The 18,762-nt window shown below is 66.9% G+C and carries 22 protein-coding genes; 4 read left to right on the plus strand and 18 right to left on the minus strand.

Annotated features, from left to right (window positions below; translation table 11 throughout):
* Position 1 precedes the first annotated feature (1 nt).
* Genes hpaH through EV675_RS00445 form a run of 9 tightly spaced genes read right to left on the minus strand, consistent with a single transcriptional unit; the run spans position 2 to position 8,064 of the window.
* Complete coding sequence (hpaH, locus tag EV675_RS00405) at positions 2–805, minus strand: 2-oxo-hept-4-ene-1,7-dioate hydratase (protein ID WP_130355474.1); 804 nt, start codon at positions 803–805, stop codon at positions 2–4.
* A 50-nt stretch (positions 806–855) separates the two neighbouring features.
* Entirely contained in the window at positions 856–1,689 is an 834-nt protein-coding gene (locus EV675_RS00410) for an alpha/beta fold hydrolase (protein ID WP_130355475.1), read from the minus strand.
* A 10-nt stretch (positions 1,690–1,699) separates the two neighbouring features.
* Positions 1,700–2,533, minus strand: coding sequence for an SDR family oxidoreductase (locus EV675_RS00415; RefSeq protein ID WP_130355476.1), 834 nt, complete (start codon positions 2,531–2,533; stop codon positions 1,700–1,702).
* Complete coding sequence (locus tag EV675_RS00420; RefSeq protein ID WP_207221900.1) at positions 2,530–3,102, minus strand: 3-phenylpropionate/cinnamic acid dioxygenase subunit beta; 573 nt, start codon at positions 3,100–3,102, stop codon at positions 2,530–2,532. Before EV675_RS00420 ends, EV675_RS00415 begins: the two co-directional genes overlap by 4 nt.
* Positions 3,103–3,106: 4 nt before the next feature.
* Positions 3,107–4,414, minus strand: coding sequence for an aromatic ring-hydroxylating oxygenase subunit alpha (locus EV675_RS00425; RefSeq protein WP_130355477.1), 1,308 nt, complete (start codon positions 4,412–4,414; stop codon positions 3,107–3,109).
* Positions 4,411–5,244, minus strand: coding sequence for a DODA-type extradiol aromatic ring-opening family dioxygenase (locus EV675_RS00430; RefSeq protein ID WP_130355478.1), 834 nt, complete (start codon positions 5,242–5,244; stop codon positions 4,411–4,413). Before EV675_RS00430 ends, EV675_RS00425 begins: the two co-directional genes overlap by 4 nt.
* On the minus strand, positions 5,229–5,513 hold the full coding sequence (locus EV675_RS00435) for an extradiol ring-cleavage dioxygenase (protein WP_124691327.1): 285 nt from the start codon (positions 5,511–5,513) through the stop codon (positions 5,229–5,231). Before EV675_RS00435 ends, EV675_RS00430 begins: the two co-directional genes overlap by 16 nt.
* Positions 5,514–5,516: 3 nt before the next feature.
* A complete protein-coding gene (locus tag EV675_RS00440) occupies positions 5,517–6,476 on the minus strand; it encodes a Bug family tripartite tricarboxylate transporter substrate binding protein (protein WP_130355479.1) in 960 nt (319 codons plus the stop codon).
* Between the two features lie 25 nt (positions 6,477–6,501).
* Positions 6,502–8,064: an AMP-binding protein gene (locus EV675_RS00445; protein ID WP_130355480.1), complete on the minus strand. Its 1,563-nt coding sequence runs from the start codon at positions 8,062–8,064 to the stop codon at positions 6,502–6,504.
* A 158-nt stretch (positions 8,065–8,222) separates the two neighbouring features.
* Here EV675_RS00445 and EV675_RS00450 point away from each other — a divergent pair, with 158 nt between their 5' ends.
* Positions 8,223–9,161 (plus strand): NAD(P)H-dependent flavin oxidoreductase, encoded by a 939-nt coding sequence (locus EV675_RS00450; RefSeq protein ID WP_130357856.1) that lies wholly within the window; start codon positions 8,223–8,225, stop codon positions 9,159–9,161.
* Here the strand turns inward: EV675_RS00450 and EV675_RS00455 are convergent.
* The 7 genes from EV675_RS00455 to EV675_RS00485 form a co-directional block, all read right to left on the minus strand.
* The gene (locus EV675_RS00455) at positions 9,154–9,813 is read right to left on the minus strand and encodes a TetR/AcrR family transcriptional regulator (protein WP_165404347.1); all 660 of its coding nucleotides are present in this window, start codon (positions 9,811–9,813) and stop codon (positions 9,154–9,156) included. The genes EV675_RS00450 and EV675_RS00455 overlap by 8 nt on opposite strands.
* A gap of 105 nt (positions 9,814–9,918) precedes the next feature.
* Positions 9,919–10,905 carry a Bug family tripartite tricarboxylate transporter substrate binding protein gene (locus EV675_RS00460; RefSeq protein ID WP_130355482.1) on the minus strand — a complete coding sequence of 329 codons (987 nt, stop codon included), beginning with the start codon at positions 10,903–10,905 and terminating at the stop codon, positions 9,919–9,921.
* Positions 10,898–11,275 carry a chorismate mutase gene (locus tag EV675_RS00465; protein ID WP_130355483.1) on the minus strand — a complete coding sequence of 126 codons (378 nt, stop codon included), beginning with the start codon at positions 11,273–11,275 and terminating at the stop codon, positions 10,898–10,900. Before EV675_RS00465 ends, EV675_RS00460 begins: the two co-directional genes overlap by 8 nt.
* A 23-nt stretch (positions 11,276–11,298) precedes the next feature.
* Positions 11,299–11,610, minus strand: coding sequence for a non-heme iron oxygenase ferredoxin subunit (locus EV675_RS00470; protein WP_130355484.1), 312 nt, complete (start codon positions 11,608–11,610; stop codon positions 11,299–11,301).
* A gap of 7 nt (positions 11,611–11,617) precedes the next feature.
* Entirely contained in the window at positions 11,618–12,091 is a 474-nt protein-coding gene (locus tag EV675_RS00475; RefSeq protein WP_130355485.1) for an aromatic-ring-hydroxylating dioxygenase subunit beta, read from the minus strand.
* A gap of 18 nt (positions 12,092–12,109) precedes the next feature.
* A complete protein-coding gene (locus EV675_RS00480; protein WP_130355486.1) occupies positions 12,110–13,369 on the minus strand; it encodes an aromatic ring-hydroxylating dioxygenase subunit alpha in 1,260 nt (419 codons plus the stop codon).
* Between the two features lie 44 nt (positions 13,370–13,413).
* Positions 13,414–14,397 (minus strand): 2Fe-2S iron-sulfur cluster-binding protein, encoded by a 984-nt coding sequence (locus EV675_RS00485; protein ID WP_130355487.1) that lies wholly within the window; start codon positions 14,395–14,397, stop codon positions 13,414–13,416.
* 116 nt (positions 14,398–14,513) lie between these two features.
* Here EV675_RS00485 and EV675_RS00490 point away from each other — a divergent pair, with 116 nt between their 5' ends.
* Complete coding sequence (locus tag EV675_RS00490; protein WP_130355488.1) at positions 14,514–15,419, plus strand: LysR family transcriptional regulator; 906 nt, start codon at positions 14,514–14,516, stop codon at positions 15,417–15,419.
* Positions 15,420–15,438: 19 nt separating this feature from the next.
* Here EV675_RS00490 and EV675_RS29650 read toward each other — a convergent pair whose 3' ends face one another.
* Positions 15,439–15,609, minus strand: a complete 171-nt coding sequence (locus tag EV675_RS29650) for a hypothetical protein (protein WP_165404349.1) — start codon at positions 15,607–15,609, stop codon at positions 15,439–15,441.
* A 219-nt stretch (positions 15,610–15,828) separates the two neighbouring features.
* Between EV675_RS29650 and EV675_RS00495 the strand changes: the two genes are divergently transcribed.
* Positions 15,829–16,779 (plus strand): ribokinase, encoded by a 951-nt coding sequence (locus EV675_RS00495; protein ID WP_165404350.1) that lies wholly within the window; start codon positions 15,829–15,831, stop codon positions 16,777–16,779.
* Here EV675_RS00495 and EV675_RS00500 read toward each other — a convergent pair.
* Entirely contained in the window at positions 16,763–17,599 is an 837-nt protein-coding gene (locus EV675_RS00500; protein ID WP_242621290.1) for a GntR family transcriptional regulator, read from the minus strand. The two genes, EV675_RS00495 and EV675_RS00500, sit on opposite strands and share 17 nt — an antisense overlap.
* Positions 17,600–17,678: 79 nt before the next feature.
* On the opposite strand from EV675_RS00500, the gene EV675_RS00505 reads away from it, so the two are divergent.
* Positions 17,679–18,725: a phosphate/phosphite/phosphonate ABC transporter substrate-binding protein gene (locus EV675_RS00505; RefSeq protein WP_165404351.1), complete on the plus strand. Its 1,047-nt coding sequence runs from the start codon at positions 17,679–17,681 to the stop codon at positions 18,723–18,725.
* Positions 18,726–18,762: the final 37 nt, after the last annotated feature.

Below are 18,762 nucleotides of genomic sequence, written 5' to 3' on the forward strand. Positions count from 1 at the left end.
GTCAGGCGAAGCGAAAACCGATCGAACCCAGCTGACCGTAGTCCGCATGGAAGGTATCCCCCCGGGCGCCCGGTACGGGCCGGGTGAAGGATCCGGCCAGGACGATCTCGCCCTCGCCCAGCATTTCGTCGTGGCGCGCCAGCTTATTGGCCAGCCACGCGATGCCGGTGGCCGGGTGCCCCAGCACGGCGGCGGCCAGCCCCGACTCCTCGATGATCCCGTTCTTGTGCAGCAGGGCGCCGCACCACCTCAGGTCCACGGCGTCCGGCCGCACCGGCCGGCCTCCCAGCACCACGCCCGCGCTGGCGGCGTTGTCCGAAATGGTATCGAACACCTTGCGCGGCCGGCCCGACTCCCGATCCGTCTGCTCGATGCGCGCGTCGATGATCTCCAGCGCGGGCACCACGTAGTCCGTGGCGCGCAATACGTCGAAGACGGTCACTCCCGGTCCGCGCAACGGCCGGCCGAGCACGAAAGCCAACTCGACTTCCACGCGCGGCGCCAGAAACCGGTCGTGCGCGATGTCATGACCCGACTCATGGAACATGTCGTCGAGCAGGGCGCCATAGTCGGGCTCGTCGATCTGGCTGGACTGCTGCATGGCGCGCGAGGTCAGGCCGATCTTGTGCCCGCGCAGCGTCCGGCCGCTCTCCCGCTTCAGGCGCATCCACGCCCGCTGGATGCCATAGCCGTCGTCCACGGTCATGTCGGGATGGCGCAGCGAGAACTGCCGCACCGGCACGCGGCTGTGTTGAGCCGCTTCCAGCTCCTTCGCGAGCCGCAATGAGGTATCGGAATCGAGCACGGGCTTTCCTTATCGGGTAGAGGGCGCGAATCGCACAGACAGCCTGGCGGTCAGGCCAGGAAGGACATGGCCGACTGGACGAAGGCATCCTGCCGTTCAATCTGCACCCAGTGGCCGCATTGGCCAAACATGAGCAGGTCGGCGCGCGGACACCGCCGGGCGATACGAAGCCCGCACTCCACGGGTACGCGCTGGTCGTCGCGCCCATGCAGCACCAGGACGGGCGCCGCGATCGACTCCAGGTCCCGTTCCGGAATGCCTTTGACCATCTTGACCTCCCCCGCCTGCCCGGGCTCGGGGAACAGTTTGCGGTAGGCGTCCATGCCGCCCGCCTGCAGGCTGACCTCGTGGCGCAGCCTCACCATCTCGTCGGTGATCACGGCCGGATCGTAGGGAAAGGTGCGCAGCAGCTCCGCCATGCTCTCCAGCGATGGCTGGTAGTACCAGGACCGCGCCGACGAGGCGCGCTGCTCGAACTCTCCGGCCGGCGTGCCCATGAGCACCATCCGGCGGACGCGGTGCCCATTGCGCAGCGCCACGGCCAATGCCAGCGCGCCGCCGAACGAATTGCCCACCAGATCGGCCTGCTGCACGTTCATGGCATCCATGAATCCCAGCAGGTGCTGTACCCACACCTTGATGTTGTACCGTGCATCAGGCTGGCGTTCGGTGAAACCGAAGCCGACGATGTCCGGGACCAGCACCCGGTGCCGGCGCGCGAACGCCGGCATGACGCCATGCCAGTTTTCCCAGCCGCTGACCCCCGCTCCCGAGCCGTGCAGAAAAATGACCGGCGGCCCATCGCCCGCCTCGTGATAGTTCGTGCGCAATCCGTTGGCCTCGACGGTCTTGCCCACGGCCGGATGTCTCGCGGAAGTGTCCATGCCCGTTTCCTCAGATCGAGCGGGCGGCCACGCCGCCGTCGCTCATGAATATTTCGCCGGTGACCGCGCGCGCGTTGTCGCGGCTGGCCAGCAGCACATAAAGACCGGCGTGGTCGCGCGGCCGCTGGGCGAACGCCAGCGGCACCGCCGCCGATACGCGTTCGTCAAAGGCGCGCGGATCGGCATCGATCTGGCGGTCGCCATGTCCCAGCGTCTGCGTGCCCCGCAGTCCCGTCAGCGTGCCGCCCGGCCCGACGCCGTTCACCCTCACCCTGGGTGCCAGCTCCAGGGCCAACTGACGCACCAGGCCGACCACGGCGTGCTTGCCCATGGTGTAGAGCACGCCTCCGCCCCCCGCATGGAAGCTGGCCACTGAGGCGGTAAAGATCATGCAGCCACCGGCTGCCTCCAGCGCCTCGCGCGCGGCCATGGCCGCGTACAGATAGCCGCGCAGGTTGACCGCGAACAACTCGTCCATCGTCGCCGCCAGGGCCGAGGCGGTATAGCCTCTCAAGGGCCGGCGAAAATCGAACAGCCCCGCGTTGCCCACCAGCACGTCCAGGCCGCCGTAGCTTGCCAGCGCGCGTTCGACCGCCCGTTCGTGGACCGCATGGTCGCGTACGTCGCCGATCACCGGTTCGACGCGACTCCCGTGCTCCCGGGCCAACTCGTCCAGGCCACCCCGGTCGGCATCCACGCATACCACGCCCAGCGCGCCTTCTTCCAGGTAGCGTTCGGCCACGGCGCGGCCGATGCCGCTGGCCGCTCCGGTAATGACCGCGACCTGCCCCGCCAGCCAGCCGGACGAGGAAGAAGCACCGCGTTCGAGAGCCCGTGTATTCATAGGAATACGTTCAGGTTCTTGGCCAGCAGGACGGTCTGCGTGATGACGATCTCGCGCGACGCCAGGCGCAGGCCTCCGTCCTCCACGCGCCGCAGCACGTCGTTGCGGCGGCCGGACAACCAGTACTCTTCCGCCTCGCCCCTGCCACGGCAATTGACGAAGGCGGAGTACACCCGGTATTGGCCGGGCGCATCGGTCAGTTCGACCTCGATATTCGAGATGATGTGGCAGGAGCGGGTCGGCGGATCCTCGGCCCATGCCGTGGGATCGAGAAAGCGGGTCACCCGCCGCCGCATGTTCAGCAGGTCGTCATCGAAGAATGCCATGCGCCGGGGATCGAGCCTGGGCTTCTTGTCCCGCCGGTGACGCGACTGGATACCGGGCATCCAATAATGGACATCCTCGGTCATCAGTCCCAGCCACTCCTGGTAGCGTTCGTCGTCCAGCAGGCGGGCCTCGCGATACAGGAACTGCTCCACTTCGAACACCAGGTCCCGCGGCGGCAGCATCGGCGGGGGCGGCGCGACCGGCTTGCGCAGGATGGGGGTCTCGCCTAGGTTCACGGGCATGTGCTCAGCTCCTGGATGCGTGCGCGCGCTCGTCGCACATCAGCTTCAGCCACTGGCGGTAGAAGGCGCGCTGGTTCGAATCGTTGTACTTGCGCAGATGCACCGCCCCCTTCAGCTCGGGATGCTGGATGCCGCTGTCCAGGCCCAGCGCGTAGTGCAGCTTCTGGCGCCGGGTCACCACGCCATCGTTGGTCTGCGTCGAGTTCTCCCAGTTGTCGCCATCGTCCATCTCCAAGGTGCCCGACGGCGAGAAAGTCCTCATGACCCCCTTCATGTACAGGCTCTTGAGGCTTTCAGGCGCGGACTTGTTGACCAGCACCCAGGTATGCAGTTCTATTCCCTTCGGCCCCTTGGGATGCCAGGTGCGGAAAGTGCTCTGGCCGGGCAGGAAGGACATATGGGGAAACAGGTTGGCCGAACTGATGGACCCCACCATGCGCGATCGCAGCTTGCCCAGGCGGGCGGCTACTTGCTCCTCGCGCTCGCGCAGGTAGTCGACGATGTCCTGTTCGCCCAGCACCATCGCGTTGCCGACCATGTCGAGGCCGAATTGCCAGCCATGTCCGTTGACGTTGATCTGGTAGCTGTTCTCCTGGTTCGACTTGCCCACGCCCATCCCCAGCATCGCCATCGCGCCCGAGTTGTGCGTCCAGGCGGCGTGGTACGAATCGCCGGCGAAGTTCTCCGCCGGGAACTTCCAGTTACATGCCATGCGCGACTTGATGCTGCCTTCCAGAAATTCCGTACCGTCCTCATCGTTGTCCAGCAGCACGTCCAGGTACCAGCGATAGTCGCCCAGGTAATCCTCCAGGCCGGACGCTTCCTCGTCGAAGGTCGCGAACACCAGTCCCTTGTAGGATGCGACCCGGGCCCGGTGCAGGCCGAGATCGCCCGGATCGAAGCCAGGGCAGGTCTGCCGATAGACGTCCTCCTGGGGCAGCGCCACCAGCGCGCCGTCCAGCCCGAAAGTCCAGCCGTGATAGTTGCAGGTGAAGCGCCGGCGATTGCCGACCTCGGCCAGGCTGATGCGGTTGCCGCGGTGCGTGCAGGAGTTCAGGAAGACGTTGATCGCGCCATTGCCGTCCCGGGCCACGATCACCCCGTCCTCGCCCATGTAGGTGGTCAGGAAGTCGCCGGGCTCCGCGACCTGGCTCTCGTGCGCCACGAACAGCCAGCAGCGGGCAAAGATGCGTTCGAGCTCCAGCCGGTAGACGGCCTCGTCCCAATACACGCGGCGGTCGATCGCGCCACGTTCCAGATCCACCAGCGCGCGGAGCTCGTCCGGACCGGGTTGAATAACGTCAGTCGTCATGCTGGCTCCAGGACTTCGGCGAACCCCAGGCCGGTCACCCATTCTTCGCCGTGCTCATAGCACAGCACTCGTCCGGTCCGGCCCGGCAGCGCGCCCATCATGCAAAGAAAATTCCTTATCTCGAAAGCGCCGTTGCCGCCCTGCTCCAGGATTTCGGCATCGCTCATCTCCAGCAGGCCATGGGAATCGCCCCGCGCCACGCAATCGAGCACGCGATGGTCGAAGGCCTCGTTCACCCGTCCCATCTGCGGCATGCCGACCCAATGGCTGATGCCACCGGAACCGATCACCACGACGCGGTCGTCGGTGTCCCAGGCCTCGACCGCCGCGCGCAGGGCGCCGCCCAGTTGGTGGGCCCGCCGCAGCGATATCACCGGCTCCACGCCGCTGGCCAGGTAGACCGGTATCACGCCGCGCACCGAGGGATTGACGAGCGCGCACACGCGCGCGGGCAGGCCGATCGAATGGTCCACGCGCAGCACCTTGGCCACGGCCCAGTCGTATCCATGGTCCCGGCCATGGCGCGCGATGTGCCCGGCAAGCGGCGCATGGTTGGGAATCTCGCCCTGGTCGATGCCGGCGAACTTCTCATAAGGTCCGCTGACCTCGCCTATCCCGATCAGATAGCTCGGCAGGCATCCCGGCCCGAACAGCACGTAGTGGTCGGCGCCGACCACTACCACCGCGGTGGCTTCCAGTTCGCCTATGCGGCGCGCGATCTCGCCATAGGCCGCCATGACCCGGTGCTGGCCTTCCGTCCAGCGCTCCCTGGGCATGTAGAAGATGCCGGGTTCATGCGGCATGACGAAGCCGCCTACGATGCTTGCCATGCCCCCTCCTCCCGCGCTTCGCGCAGCCTCGCCAGATAGGAGGCCCTCGTCCGCGACGGCGCGTTCATCATCCAATAGCCATAGGTCAGCAATGGGCTGACGCCCTCGCGCTGCAATTGCGCCACGTCGAATTCCACGACCATCCTGGCCTGGGCGGGTTCCAGGCGGTAGCGTGCAAGAAACCCCGCGGCATCAGCCGCGAAAGCCTCACGCGCATCGCGGCGCGTTCCCAGGTCGTACAACACCTGCTCCAGCATGTATCCGCTCATGGCCTACTCCGCTTCCACGCCGGCCGCCCGCACGATGACGCCCCAGCGCTCGTTGTCGCGGCGAATGTAATCGGCGAACCCGGCCGGCGACATCTCGCGCGTGACCGCGCCTTCCTGCGCCAGCCTGTCGCGCATGCTCTGTTCCTTCATCGCCTTCGCCAGCGCCGCCCCGAGCGTGGCGATGATGTCGGACGACGTTCCCTTGGGCGCCGACAGCCCGAACCAGGACGTGGCGACCACCTGGGGCAGTCCCTGCTCGGCGAATGAGGGGATGGCGGGCGCCGACGGCGACCGCTGTTCCGACGTCACGCCATAGGCGCGCAGCCGTCCGGCGCTGACATGGGGAAGCGTGCCCGGCATGCTGCCGAAGTACAGGTTCACCTGGCCCCCCACCACGTCCTGGATGGCCGGAGCTTCCCCACGGTACGGCACGTCGCGGTACTTGGCGCCGATGGCGTTGAAGAACATGGCGGCCGTCAAATGCGAGAAGCCGCCCTTGCCGGTAGTCGCGATGGCCGTGCCGGCGGTATCGGCCTTCAGTCTGGAGACCAGTTCGGGCAGGTTGCGTGCGGGATACGACACGGGAGAAACCAGCAGGATGGGCGCTTCGCCGATGAACCCGATCGGAATGAACTCGTCCAGGCGATAAGGGAGCTTCTTGTAGATGTGGGGATTGACCGCGAACGACGTGGCCGTCGCGAGCAGGATGGTGTAACCATCGTTGGGAGCCCTGGCAGCGGCGTCCACGCCCACGATGGTGGCCGCGCCCGCCCGGTTGTCGACGAATACCTCCTGCCCCAATGCCTCGGCCATGACCTTGGCCACCAGGCGCGCCAGCACGTCGGTGGTGCCGCCCGCCGGATACGGCACGATCAGCCGTATGGGGCGTTCGGGATACTTCGCCCAGCAGGGGAATCCCGCCAAGGCGGCCGACAGGGCCGCCGCGACCGCAATAGTTCGCATCGTCGTCTCCTCGGTGCGTGCTCGTTCAGATGGCCGCCGCCCGCCCGGCCCAATAGGGATCGCGCAACTTGCGCTTCATCAGCTTGCCGGAGTCGTCCCGGGGAAGCTCATCGACGAAGACGAACTCCCGGGGAACCTTGAAATTCGCCAGCTTGCTCTTCAGGAAGCCGCGCAGCGCGTCTTCCGACAGGGCCAGGCCATCGGACGGCAGCACGAAGGCCACCAGCCTTTCCCCGTACTCGGCATCGGGCACGCCGATCACCGCGCTGTCGGCCACGCCCTCGTGCTCGGCCAGCGCGCATTCGATCTCGGCGGGATAGATGTTCACGCCACCGGAAATGACCATGTCCTTCTTCCGATCGACCAGGAACAGGTAGCCGTCTTCGTCCAGATAGCCGACGTCGCCGTTGGTAACCAGCCCGTCGCGGTCGACCTGGACCCGCTGCGCGTCTGCGTTCAGGTAGGTGAAGTTGGGCACCCCTTGCAGTCCCACGTAGATCTCGCCGATCTGCCCGGCGCCAAGGCGCTCGCCATTCTCGCCATAGACACGCAGCTCCCGTCCCGGCCAGGCCCGGCCGAGGGTTCCTGGCCGGGCCAGCCACTCCTCGGACGAACTGCGGCTGGCCATGCCGGTTTCCGTCGCCCCGTAGTACTCGTGGATGACCGGCCCCCACCAATCGATCATGGCCTGCTTGATCTCGCGGGCACAGGGCGCCGCGCCGTGGATGACGAACTCCAGCGAACTCAGGTCATGGCGTGCCCTGACCGCCTCGGGCAGGCGAAGCAGCCGCACGAACATGGTGGGAACCAGATGCAGGTGGGTGATGCGCTCGCGCTCGATCAACGCCAGCAATTCCTCGGCATCGAATCTCGGCATCAATGCGATGCTGCCTCCCGAATTCAGGACCGACCGGGTATAGGTGTTGGGCGCGCTGTGATACATGGGGCCGGCCATGACGGTACGCACGCCGGGGCGCAGGTCGAACCATTGCTGCGACAGCGCCGCGAAGCGGCGGGCCGCGTCCGGCTCGAGCGCCGCGCGCCGCACCCCCTTGGGCCGCCCCGTGGTTCCGCTGGTATAGATGATGCTGCCGCGAGTGCCCGCCGCGGAGCGATCCTCCAGCTCGCCATGGGCCGCGATCACTTGCTCCAGGCTCTCCACCCCGGAAGGCACGGCACAGCATCCGGCGTCCAACCCGTAGGCCCTCTGGATCTCGGGCGGCGTGGGACTGGCGATGACCCGCACGCCGCGTGGTATCGCCCCGCCCATCCCCGCCAGCAGATCCGCATGAGCCAGCAGTACCGGCGCCGCCGCATCGGCAAGGATGAATGCCGATTCATCCGCTTTCTGGTGCCAGTTGATGGGCACCGCATAGGCCCCGAGCAGGCTGGCGGCGATCATGGCCTCAAGGAAGCAGAGGTCGTTGCGCATCAGTATCGCGAGCGCGTCGCCTTCCCTGACACCTCCCTCGCGCAGGCCCTGAGCCAGACGCGCGCCGCGGGACCAGAGCGAGCGCAGCGCAACGCTGCGTTCGCCGATCGACGCGTGACCGGATGCTGGGCCAAAAGAGTGATCGGAGCTCGTCATTGCTTCTTGCCTTGAACTGGATTCCGTTCCATACTGGTCGGTATGGAAGCTACTCTATTGAACGCCCCCATGACCGTCAACCCTGGGAGAAACCCTTGAACACGCCTCGTCCGCGATCGCACCGCGTTGCTCATCCATGGCGCCTGCGCATCCCCGCGATGGGCTCACCCATGTTCATCGTCTCGTCGAAGGAACTGGTGGCGGAGCAATGCAAGGCGGGCATCATCGGAGCCTTCCCATCCTTGAACGCGCGCCCGGAAAGCGAGCTGTCGCTCTGGCTCTCCCATGTGCAGGCGCAGATAGATGAATGGAACCGCGGCTCGCCGCCATGGCCCGCCGCCCCCTACGCGGTCAATCTCATCGTCCATCCGAGCAATCCACGCCTGGCCCACGACCTGGAGATCGTCTGCGAACACGAATCGCCCATCGTCATCACCAGCCTGAATCCCCCCGGTGAAGTGGTCGACCGCGTACACGCCTACGGTGGCATCGTGCTGCACGACGTCTCGACGCTGCGCCATGCTCGCAAGGCCGTCGATGCCGGCGTCGATGGCCTCGTCCTCGTTTGCGCGGGCGCAGGCGGACACACCGGCAGCATCAACCCGATGGCGTTCACCGCCGAAGCGAGGCGTTTCTTCGATGGACTCATCGTGCTGTCGGGGTGCATCGCCGAAGGCCGCCAGGTGCTGGCCGCACAGGCAATGGGGGCCGACCTGGCCTACATCGGCACGCGCTTCATCGCCTCGCACGAGGCCAACGCCCAGGCGTCTTACAAGAACATGGTGGTAGATGCGACGGCGGCCGACATCGTCTGCAGCGATGCGGTCACGGGGCTGCCCGCCAACTACCTCGTCCGCAGTTTCGAGGCGGCGGGAGTCGACATCGGCACGCTGGCGTCCCGCGAACGCCGCAGTTTTTCATTCGGCAAGCGGGCGGACAGCGGCGAGGCCAAGGCATGGCGCGACGTCTGGAGCGCCGGCCAGGGCGTGGGCGCAGTCACCGGCATCGCCTCCACCGCCGCCATCGTCGATGGACTGGCGGCCGAATATGTCCAGGCCCTGGCGGATCTCGAACGCTTGGCCGGGCGGGCTACTTGACGGGCGAAGGGAAGAAAATGGTGTCGAGCGCGGCCTGCCGCATCGCCAGTTTCTGCTTCTCGGGGTAGGCGAAGATCAGGCGCAGGCCCGTGGAAAAACTATAGTGCAGGCAGGCCAGCAGTTCCGGATCGACCTTGGCGCCCATCTCGGCATATAAGCTGGTCAGGTAGGTCAGCCGCTGCTGGTCGACGTCGGCCACGGCGCTGCGCACGGCGGGATTCGTCCGGGCCCAGTTGCGCACGGCCAGTTCGATGGCACCGCCGAATTCGTCGATGGGCGAGTTGGTGCCGATGAAGGCGATCAGGCGGATTTTTTCCTGCGGGGACGTAGACGCGCTTTCGACGATCTCGATCACGCGCAGCGTGGCGTGCTGCTTCCACTCCTCGATCAGCGCGAGCAGCAGGTCGTCGCGCGATTCGAAATGCCAATAAAAGCTGCCCTTGGTCACTCCCAGGTCCGTGGCCAGGCGCGGGATCAACACGGCGTCCACCCCGGATTGCGCCAGCACACGCAGGCCTGCGCGCACCCAATCGGCCCGCTGCAGGTCGGTCTTGACGCCTCGCGCCGAGGCCGCCCGACGGCTCGGCTTCGGGGCCGCCGCCTTCTCCGGCTCGGCCCGCGGCTTGCGCTTCGTTCCAGTTTCGTTCTTCATATGCAATGAGCCATCCTGATCTTCCCCCGCAAGCGCGACAGGCCGGCTTGCGGGGTATCGGCTCCTATTTTGCAGCATGCCCGCCAGTCTGGGCAGGATTCCCGTCTATTGCCCCTTCAACCCCAGCTTCCTGATCAACGGCGCCCAGCGCTTGAGCTCGTCGTCCATGTAGCGGCGGAACGCCTGCGGCGTTGTGGCGGCCGGCTCCATGTATTGCGTCTCGAGCTTCTTGCCGACCTCGGGGTCCTTCAACGCGGTAATCAGCGCATCCGACAGCTTCTTCTGGATGTCGGCCGGCACCTTGGACGAAATCACGAAGCCTATCCAGGCCGAACCCTCGATGCCGGGCACGCCGGCCTCGCCCAGGGTCGGGATGTCGGGCAGCAGCGCCGAACGCTTGGACGAAGTCACGGCCAGGGCCTTGAGCCGGCCGTCCTTCACCATGGGCATGACGGCGATGGGCGGCAGTGCCGCGAACTGGGTGTCGCCGGACAGCAGCGAGGTCAGCGCGGCGGGGGACGACGGATACGGTGCATGCACGGCCTTGGCGCCGATCTGCTGCAGCATCAGCTCCACCGACAGGTGCGATACCGTGCCGGCGCCGGTGGACGGAAAGTTGTACTTGTCCGGATTCTTCTTGAGCGTGTCCAGCAATTGCGCCACGTTCGCGATGCCCGACGCGGTCGGCACCACGAGCACGTTGGGCTGGTGCACCGCCAGTGTCAGCGGTGCAACGTCCTTGGCGGGATCGTAGGGCAGCGAGTCGAACAGCACCGTGTTGTTGACCAACGGGCCGGTAATCGACACGCCGAAGGTGTAGCCGTCCGGCGGCGCCTTGGCAATGGCATTGGTACCGATGTTGCCGCTGGCGCCAGGACGGTTCTCGACCACCACGGTCTGGCCCAGCAGCCCCCCCAGGCGGTCGCCCACCACGCGCGCGACCTGGTCGGGGCTGGAACCGGGCCCGAACGGCACGATAAGTTTCAGCGGATGGGCCGGCCAGGCCTGCGCCTGGGCCGCGAGCGGCAGCGCGCAGGCCACCAGCGCGGCCATCACTCCTCGCGCCGCGGCGCGTTTCCATTCCTTATGCATGTCCGTCCTCCGTGCTGGTCATTCTGTCGTGATACTTCTGTTCGACGGCGATGAACGCGACCACCAGCGCGCGGTAGCCGGCATCCACCACGTCCTCCAGGCCTTCGAACCCCCGATTGTGGCGGGTGGCCAGCGCGCGCACCTTGGCGAACACCTCGGCCTGACGCGCCGGGGCGCTGACCTGGAAGGCGTCCTTCTTGAAGCGCGCGGCGTCCTTCACGTACATGGCGCGCTGCGCCAGCAGCGCCACGATCTGGTCGTCGAGCCGGTCGATGTTGGCGCGGACCTCGGCCAGCGTCGCGCACAGCGGCCGGTACGCCGGATCGGTGTACGCCCGTAGCGGGCGGCCCGCCTGGTCAGGCTCCTGCATGCATGTCTCCTTGTCGCGAGTTTCTAGGCCAGTTGCAGCCAGATGCGTCCGCCCTCGACCTTGAGGGGGTAGGTCTTGATGTCTTCGGTCAACGGCGCGCACATCGCCTTGCCGCTGCGCACGTCGAAGCGGCCCTGGTGCAGCGGGCATTCGATCTCCGCGCCTTCCAGGAAGCCATCGCACAGGCGCGCGTGGCCGTGCGTACAGATGTTGTCGGTAGCGTAGAACTCTCCTTCCACGCTGTACAGCGCCAGGTCCTTGCCCGCCGCCTGCACGCCGATCACGTCGTCTTCCGGCACGTCATCCGTCGCCGCCACATCGGTCCAGTCAGCCATGGTCACCTCAAATCGGATAGATCAGGGAATTGGGAATCATCTCGGTATCGAACACGCACACGCGCGACGCGAACTTCAGCCCCTCGGGGGTGCGCCGGATGCGGTCGATGTAGCGGCCCACGTTGAAGACCGTGGACTCGCCGGTCAGCTTGGTACGGAAGACGGCGTAGTTGGCCTCCACGTGCAACTCGCCATCCTCGTCCTTCAGGACGCGGGGCAGGCCGCACACGTGCCGCTGGTAATAGGGATCGTGGAACAGGGTCTCGCTGATGCCGTACACGCGGTCCTTGAGCATGCCCTTGCTGATCAGGTAGAGCGTGGCCAGCGGCAGCCCGCGATCGAAGTTCTCGCGCGGCTGGATCTTGTACTCGCATTCGTCCAGGAAGAAGTCGGGCCACGCCTCCCATTGGCGGCTATCCACGACCGCCGCGTAGTCGGCATGCAGGCGGGCCACTTCCAGATAGGTCTGCACATCGTTCATGTTCGTTTCTCCAGGCCCTCAGACGTCCATCACTTTTCGCCAGTACTCGTACATGCCGCGGATCAGCGTCTCGGTCACCATGTGGTCCGTGTTCTCGACCGCTGTCCCTCCCAGTTCCGCCAGGGCGCGGTGGTAGGGCTTCTGCTCGAAACCGCTTTGCGAAAACTCGATGACCTCGCCGTCGTCGGCCGAGACGAATCCCGCCGGGCCGAACAGGTTGGCCTGGACCAGGCGGCGCTGGATCATCTCCGGCGTATCGTCCTCGAAGGCGAAATGCGTCCAGACGAAATCGAACGAACCATGGCCGTTCGGCTGGATGTGCCGCGTGGACACGCTGTTGACCTGTTGCTGGAAGATCACGCTGGGAAAGATCGTCATCATCACGGCGGTGGGTTCGCCCCACCACGGCTCGTGCACGATGTCGAGCAGGCGCTTGTCGTTGATCTCCATCGTTTCCTTGAAGCTGGTCACGCCGGCGGTAACCTCGGACTTCACGCCCGCCGAGCCGCGCGTGGAGATCATGGCGGCGTGGCGGAACCGCTCGTCCATCTTCAGCTCGGACTTGTTGTCCGCGCGCCAGAGGCCGTAGGTGATGAACCAGGTGTGCAGCAGGCCCGGATGGTACGGGTCCTTGATGTTCTCCTGCATCAGCTTCCAGTTGCCCGGGATGCGCTGGCGGTTGTAGCCCAGCAGCTTGAGCTTGCGGCCGTTGAACAGGCGGTCGAAATAGCCCAGGATGACCGGCCCCAGGAACTCCTCCAACGACGGCACGTCATGGTCGAACGAGGCGAACACGACGCCCCCGCGGGTGGCGACCTTGAGCTTGTTCAGGTTGTTGTCCGCGGTCTTGAAGTCGGCCGGCATGCCGCCGTTGACCTTGCCGCCCTGCTTGACGCCGCGCCGGAACGGCACGCCCTGCAGGTCGCCTTTCAGCGTGTAGTTCCACTGGTGATAGGGACAGACGAGTTCCTTGCGGTTGCCGCTGCGTTCGCGGCAGAACTGCATGCCCCGGTGCGCGCAGACGTTCTCGATCACATGGATGGTCTCGTCCTCGGCGCGGGTCATGATGACCGAGCGCTCGCCCACCACGGTGCGCTTGAAGTCGCCCGGGTTGGGGATCTCGGCCTCCAGGCCGACGTAATTCCAATGGCCCGAATAGAAGAAGCGCTCCAGCTCCTTCTTGTAGAGCGACTCGTCGGTATAGGCCCAGAACGGGATGCGGCTGGAACCGCTGTCCTTCCATTCGAGTTCGCGCGGGAAAACGGTGGTTTCGCCCATGCTTGCCTCCTTGTCGTGATGGTTGGGATCGCGCGCGGGCGCGGTCAATCGCTGCTTGCGTAGAAAGCGTCGGCGTAGACGTGGTCGGCGGACAGGCCCTTGCGCGCCAGCACCAGGGCGGCGGCGTCGACCATGGGCGGCGCCCCGCACAGGTAGGCGCGCCAGCCCGCCAGGCCGGCCCAGTCGGCGTCGACCGCGTCCGTCACCAGGCCGCTGCGATGTCCCGGCAGTTCGGCCCCGGCCGCCACGACGATGTGCACGCGCAGATTGTCGTGCCGGGCCGCCAGCGCGTCGAGCCAGGATTTGCCGTAGACGTCCTGTTCGGAACGCACGCCGAAGTACAGGTGGATGTCGTTGCGCATGCCCGCCTCGAGCGCGCCGCGCACGATGGACAGCACGGGCGCCAGCCCGGTCCCGCCGGCCACGCACAGTATCGGACCGGTGTGCTTGCGGCGCAGGTAGGCCGTGCCCAGCGGGCCGCTGACGCGCACCTGGTCGCCCACCTTCAATCGGGTGTCGATGTAGCCCGAGACGCGCCCCTCGGGCACCACGCGCACGTGGAACTCCAGCTCGTTGCCGCTCAGGCAGGCCATCGAATACGGCCGGATGTGCTCGGGGGTGAATTGCAGCGTCGCGTACTGGCCGGGCGAGAACTCCAGCGTCTTGGACGATTGCAGCACCACGCGGCGAATGTCGTGGGTGACGGCCTCGATGCTGGCCACCGAAGCCTTGAGCACCCTGGCCGGGTGCACCACCAGTTCGTCGACCTCGGGGATCTCGATGGTGCAGTTGTCCGTCAGCACGCTCATGCAGGCGAGCACGTAGCGGCCGTCATGCGGGTTGGTGAGCTTGGCCTCGCGGCCCGACTCCAGCACGCCGCCGTCCAGCACCTTGCATCGGCAGGTGCCGCAACGGCCGGCCATGCAGCTGTAGGACACCGGCACGTCGTTGCTGCGCAGCGTCTGCAGCAGGTTCGCGCCCGGCTCCACCGCCAGCGAGCGGCCCATGGGCTGAACGACCAATTCCATGTGTGTCTCGCGTCTTGGAGTAGTTGTATTCGTCGACGAAAGTATAGGAACGGGCGGATTATTTATATATAGAATATCGTGAATAGACTCAATCACCAACGTGAATGGTGACGCCCATGGAACTGAAAGACATCGACCTGAACCTGCTGGTCGTCTTCAACCAGATGCTGATGGAACGCAAGGTATCCGGCGCGGCCCAGAAGCTCGGGTTGACGCAGCCGGCGGTCAGCAACGCGCTCAACCGGCTGCGCAAGCTGCTGGGCGATGACCTGTTCCTGCGTACCACCCGCGGCATGGAGCCCACGCCCTACGCGCGGCAGCTGGCCGAGCCGATCGCCTACGCGCTCGGCACCATCCAGGACACGCTGAATTTCCGCAGCAGCTTCGATCCGGCCAGCAGCAACCGCACCTTCACGGTGGGCATGACCGACATAGGCGAGATCTATTTCCTGCCCAGGCTGATGGAGGCCGCCGCCCGGATCGCGCCCGGCGTGTCGATCAACACGGTGCGCAACACCACGGTCAACCTCAGGGATGAAATGGAAGCCGGCCACGTGGACCTGGCCATCGGGCTGCTGCCGCAGCTCAACGCCGGCTTCTTCCAGCGCCGGCTGTTCACGCAGAAGTACGTCTGCATGTTCCGGCGCGGCCACGAACTGGACGGCCGCAAGCTCACGCTGGATGCGTTCCGCAAGGCCGACCACGTGGTGGCGGTGTCGGCCGGCACCGGGCATGGCATCGTCGACGAATTCATGAAGAAGAAAGGCGTGCAGCGCAAGGTGCGCCTGACCGTGCCGCACTTCGTGGCGATCGGCCACATCCTGCGATCGACCGACATGATCGCCACCGTGCCCGAGCGCTACGCGAACGAGTGCCTGGAGCCCTTCAACCTGACCGCGGTGAACCATCCGGTGGCGCTGCCCCGGATCGGCATCAATCTATTCTGGCACGCGAAGTTCCACCGCGAGCCGTCCAACCAGTGGCTGCGCGGCCTCATCTTCGACGAGTTTTCGGACCCGTGAGGCCGCGCGTGGCCCACGGCTATTTCCGGACCGTTTCCACCTTGCCGTGATGGTGATCGGAGGAAGCGACATCCTGCGGGGTCTCTTCATTCTTGTCCCCGCCGTTGAACATCATCAGGAGCTTGACCAGGATGTATATGACGGCCACCGTTGCCGCGATGATGCCGATAAAGACCAGAAATGTAGCCATGGCGAGTCCTCCTATTGAGAGCTTCCAGTCTAGTGTCGGCCCCCCCGCCGTGGCCGCCTGGACGGTTACTATCCGGAAAGGGGCCATTTGGCGCTCACGCCCGTCATACGCGCGATTCGGGCGCCAAAGACCATTACGAAGTCGTAATGCAAGGCGCTCGCCGGCGCAGGAAGGGTTTGCTCGACCATGAAAGGCCACCCGCGACACGAGGACCCTGCCATGTCCGCCACGCCGCCGCGCATCGCCGTCCTGGGCAGCTTCATGCAGGCCTGCTGCTGGAGCGTGGATCGGCTGCCCCGGCCGGGCGAAACGCTGCGGGCCCGCGGCTTCGTCGCCGAGGCGGCGGGCAAGGGGCTGGCCGTGGCGGTGGGATGCCACCGGCTGGGCGCCCGGGTCGACCTGTTGATGGCGATCGGCAACGACGCCCCGGCCGATAGCCTGCTGTCATGGCTGCACGGCGAAGGACTGGACACCCGCCGGATCCTGCGCTGCGGCCAGCCCTCGGGCCACGGCGCGGGATTCATCGGCGCCGACGGCGACAACCAGATCGTCGTGCACCCCGGTGCCAACGAGGCACTGGGACCGGACCAGATCGCCGCGGCGGAAGAAGACATCGCGTCGGCCGCGCTGCTCTACGCCCAGCTCGAAGTCCCGCTCGACACGGTGCGCGCCGCGCTGGCGCGGGCGCGCGCGCACGGCGTTCTGGCCGTGCTCAATCCGTCGCCCTGGCAGGCGTTGCCGGACGACGTCCTGGCCTGCACCGACGTGCTGGTCGTCAACGCAGGCGAAGCGCAGGCCCTGCTGGAATGCGCCTTGCCGGCCGGCCGGGACCAGCGGCTGCGCGCGATCGCGTCCGCCCTGCCCGCGCTCTGGCGGCGCTGGCCGGGAAACTGGCTGGTGGTCACGCTGGGCGACCAGGGCAGCGCGGCGTGGAGCCGCGACGGCGCACACCACGTGGCCGCGCCCATTCCCACCCGCATAGTCAAGACCATAGGCGCGGGCGATGCCTTCAGCGCCGGCCTGTGCCGGGCGCTGGCCGGCGGACGAAGCATGGCGGCCGCGCTGGAGACGGCCGGCGCCTGCGCCGCGTGGTCGATCGCGCATCCCGGCATCCTGGCCTCGCTGCCGGACCGCGACGGGCTGCGCGCGATGCTCAGGACCGGAGCTTGAGCCGGTAGACGTAGGCGTCGCCGCGGAACGTGCCTTCCACGTATTCGACCAGGACGTCCTGGGCCGAATGGGATCGCCGCTTCAGCAGCAGGCAAGGCCCGGGCTGCGCGAAGCCGAAGACCTCGCCTTCTTCCGGCGAGCTGAACACGGCCTCGACCGACTGGTCGGCCCAGGCCAGTTCGATGCCGCAGTGTTCGCGCAGGTGGGCGTACGCCGACCCCTTGCCATCCCATGCCGCCAGCCCGGGCGCGACGGCCAGGTCGTACCACGCGACCTCGCGCGACATGGGCGCGTCGTCGGCCAGGCGCACCCGCACCAGCTTCAGGAACTCGGCATTCGAGGGCCGCCCGAAGATCGACGCCACCATGCGGTCCTGGACCACGGCGCGCGCCAGCACCCGGGTCGAGGGAACCAGCCCCAGCTCCCGCATTTCCTCGGTGAACCCCTTGAGCCGCTGCATGGCCGGCGATACGCGGGGGGCGGCCTTTACCACGGTGCCGCCGCGCCCCTGCGAACTGGCCACCGCCTGAGTATCCCGCAGGGCGTCGTAGCAACGCTTGATGGTCGTGCGGCTGAGGTTCAGCGCCTGGGCCAGCACACGCTCGGACGGCAGCCCGTGGCCGGGGCGCAGTTCGCCGCCGTCGATCAGCGCCTGGATCTGGCGCTGCAGCTGGATGTAGTACGGCGTGGTGACGGTGTCGTGCAGGCGCAGCCGCGAAAGCAGCAACTCCAATACCGGGTCGGCCGGGCCGGGAGCTTGCAGGGGCATGGGCAGGAAGGGCTCGAAGGGAAATATTGTGACGCGCCTTGCAATGGACATGAAAAAAGAATCCAATTACGGAAAACAAGATACCAAAAATAAATCCATAAGCACAGATCCGATTCATCAGGACGCGCCCATGCCTGTTTTTCGCCGTCCGCCGCGGCGCCCTTCCCGGTCCGTGGCGCCCGCCCTGCTGCGCCTGGCGGCGCTGGGGCTGGTGGCCGCTGCTTCCGCCGTCCATGGCCAATCGCTCCGGCTGGGCGTACTGCCGGTCGAAGGCCCGCTGGAAACGCGCAACGACTGGGCCCCTCTGGTCGCGGACCTGTCGCGGGCGCTCGGCCAGCCGGCCCGGCTGCTCGCGCCGACCTCCTATGACGCCATGGCCGCGGCCCTGCGGCGGGGCGACATCGACCTGGCGGTGCTGTCGGGCCAGTTGGCCATCGACGCCGTCACCCGCTATGGCATGACGGTGATCGCCCGCGGCCTGCCCGCCGACTCCGACCGTCATCGCACCGTCCTCATCGCCCGCCGCGGCGCCGCGCCCGCCACGCTGGACCAGATGCTGGCCCTGTCGGCCAAGTGGCGCCTGGCGCGGGGCGAGGCGCGCTCCTTCTCGGGCTATCTGGTCCCGCAGCTTCAGTTGTTCCTGCCGCGCGGGTTGCGCATGGAAGCCTTCTTCGCGGCCGAGGTCCAGGGCAGCCACCAGACCAATGCGCTGGCGGTCGCCAACGGCGAAGCGGACGTGGGCCTGACCACCGGCTCCGACCTGGCGCGCTTCAAGGAACGTTTTCCGATGGAGTACGGCCGGCTGGCCATGCTGTGGCGATCGGATCCGCTGCCCGCGCCGCTGGTCGTGGCCCGGCGCGCGCTGCCGGAATCCGTGCGGGCGCGCCTGGCCGCCCACCTGACTTCATTGGAACAGACTCGTCCGGGCCAGGAACAGTTGGCCCGGCACGATCTTGCCGGGTTCGAGCCCGCGGGCGACGCCGCGCTGCTGGACAATGCCGGCCTGGTGTACCGCTTCGACCGGCAAAGCGCGCTGCAGGGCAGCTGGACCGACGAGGCCGCGCGGCAGACGCGGCTGACGCGCATCGATCAGGAGTACGCCTCCCTGCGCGCGGCGCTGGACCGGCCGCCCCGGCGCAAGGCCCAGACGATGTCCGCCGCGGACACGTCGCACTAAGGCCCGCACTGCCCCCGGGCGCCGATTCCTATATAGT

It is taken from the genome of Pigmentiphaga kullae, assembly GCF_004216695.1.
Taxonomy (GTDB): Bacteria; Pseudomonadota; Gammaproteobacteria; order Burkholderiales; family Burkholderiaceae_B; genus Pigmentiphaga; species Pigmentiphaga kullae.

Bases quoted from the DNA above. Each gene is read 5' to 3' on its own strand.
- EV675_RS00440 (WP_130355479.1), bottom strand. From the start codon at position 6,476: ATGCGAACTATTGCGGTCGCGGCGGCCCTGTCGGCCGCCTTGGCGGGA.
- EV675_RS00505 (WP_165404351.1), top strand. From the start codon at position 17,679: ATGCCTGTTTTTCGCCGTCCGCCGCGGCGCCCTTCCCGGTCCGTGGCG.
- EV675_RS00415 (WP_130355476.1), bottom strand. From the start codon at position 2,533: ATGAATACACGGGCTCTCGAACGCGGTGCTTCTTCCTCGTCCGGCTGG.
- EV675_RS00470 (WP_130355484.1), bottom strand. From the start codon at position 11,610: ATGGCTGACTGGACCGATGTGGCGGCGACGGATGACGTGCCGGAAGAC.
- EV675_RS00500 (WP_242621290.1), bottom strand. From the start codon at position 17,599: ATGTCCATTGCAAGGCGCGTCACAATATTTCCCTTCGAGCCCTTCCTG.
- EV675_RS00430 (WP_130355478.1), bottom strand. From the start codon at position 5,244: ATGGCAAGCATCGTAGGCGGCTTCGTCATGCCGCATGAACCCGGCATC.
- EV675_RS00445 (WP_130355480.1), bottom strand. From the start codon at position 8,064: ATGACGAGCTCCGATCACTCTTTTGGCCCAGCATCCGGTCACGCGTCG.
- EV675_RS00450 (WP_130357856.1), top strand. From the start codon at position 8,223: ATGGGCTCACCCATGTTCATCGTCTCGTCGAAGGAACTGGTGGCGGAG.
- EV675_RS00490 (WP_130355488.1), top strand. From the start codon at position 14,514: ATGGAACTGAAAGACATCGACCTGAACCTGCTGGTCGTCTTCAACCAG.
- EV675_RS00460 (WP_130355482.1), bottom strand. From the start codon at position 10,905: ATGCATAAGGAATGGAAACGCGCCGCGGCGCGAGGAGTGATGGCCGCG.
- EV675_RS00410 (WP_130355475.1), bottom strand. From the start codon at position 1,689: ATGGACACTTCCGCGAGACATCCGGCCGTGGGCAAGACCGTCGAGGCC.
- EV675_RS00495 (WP_165404350.1), top strand. From the start codon at position 15,829: ATGTCCGCCACGCCGCCGCGCATCGCCGTCCTGGGCAGCTTCATGCAG.
- EV675_RS00465 (WP_130355483.1), bottom strand. From the start codon at position 11,275: ATGCAGGAGCCTGACCAGGCGGGCCGCCCGCTACGGGCGTACACCGAT.
- EV675_RS00485 (WP_130355487.1), bottom strand. From the start codon at position 14,397: ATGGAATTGGTCGTTCAGCCCATGGGCCGCTCGCTGGCGGTGGAGCCG.
- EV675_RS00475 (WP_130355485.1), bottom strand. From the start codon at position 12,091: ATGAACGATGTGCAGACCTATCTGGAAGTGGCCCGCCTGCATGCCGAC.
- EV675_RS00480 (WP_130355486.1), bottom strand. From the start codon at position 13,369: ATGGGCGAAACCACCGTTTTCCCGCGCGAACTCGAATGGAAGGACAGC.
- EV675_RS00435 (WP_124691327.1), bottom strand. From the start codon at position 5,513: ATGAGCGGATACATGCTGGAGCAGGTGTTGTACGACCTGGGAACGCGC.
- EV675_RS00455 (WP_165404347.1), bottom strand. From the start codon at position 9,813: ATGAAGAACGAAACTGGAACGAAGCGCAAGCCGCGGGCCGAGCCGGAG.
- EV675_RS00425 (WP_130355477.1), bottom strand. From the start codon at position 4,414: ATGACGACTGACGTTATTCAACCCGGTCCGGACGAGCTCCGCGCGCTG.
- EV675_RS29650 (WP_165404349.1), bottom strand. From the start codon at position 15,609: ATGGCTACATTTCTGGTCTTTATCGGCATCATCGCGGCAACGGTGGCC.
- EV675_RS00420 (WP_207221900.1), bottom strand. From the start codon at position 3,102: ATGCCCGTGAACCTAGGCGAGACCCCCATCCTGCGCAAGCCGGTCGCG.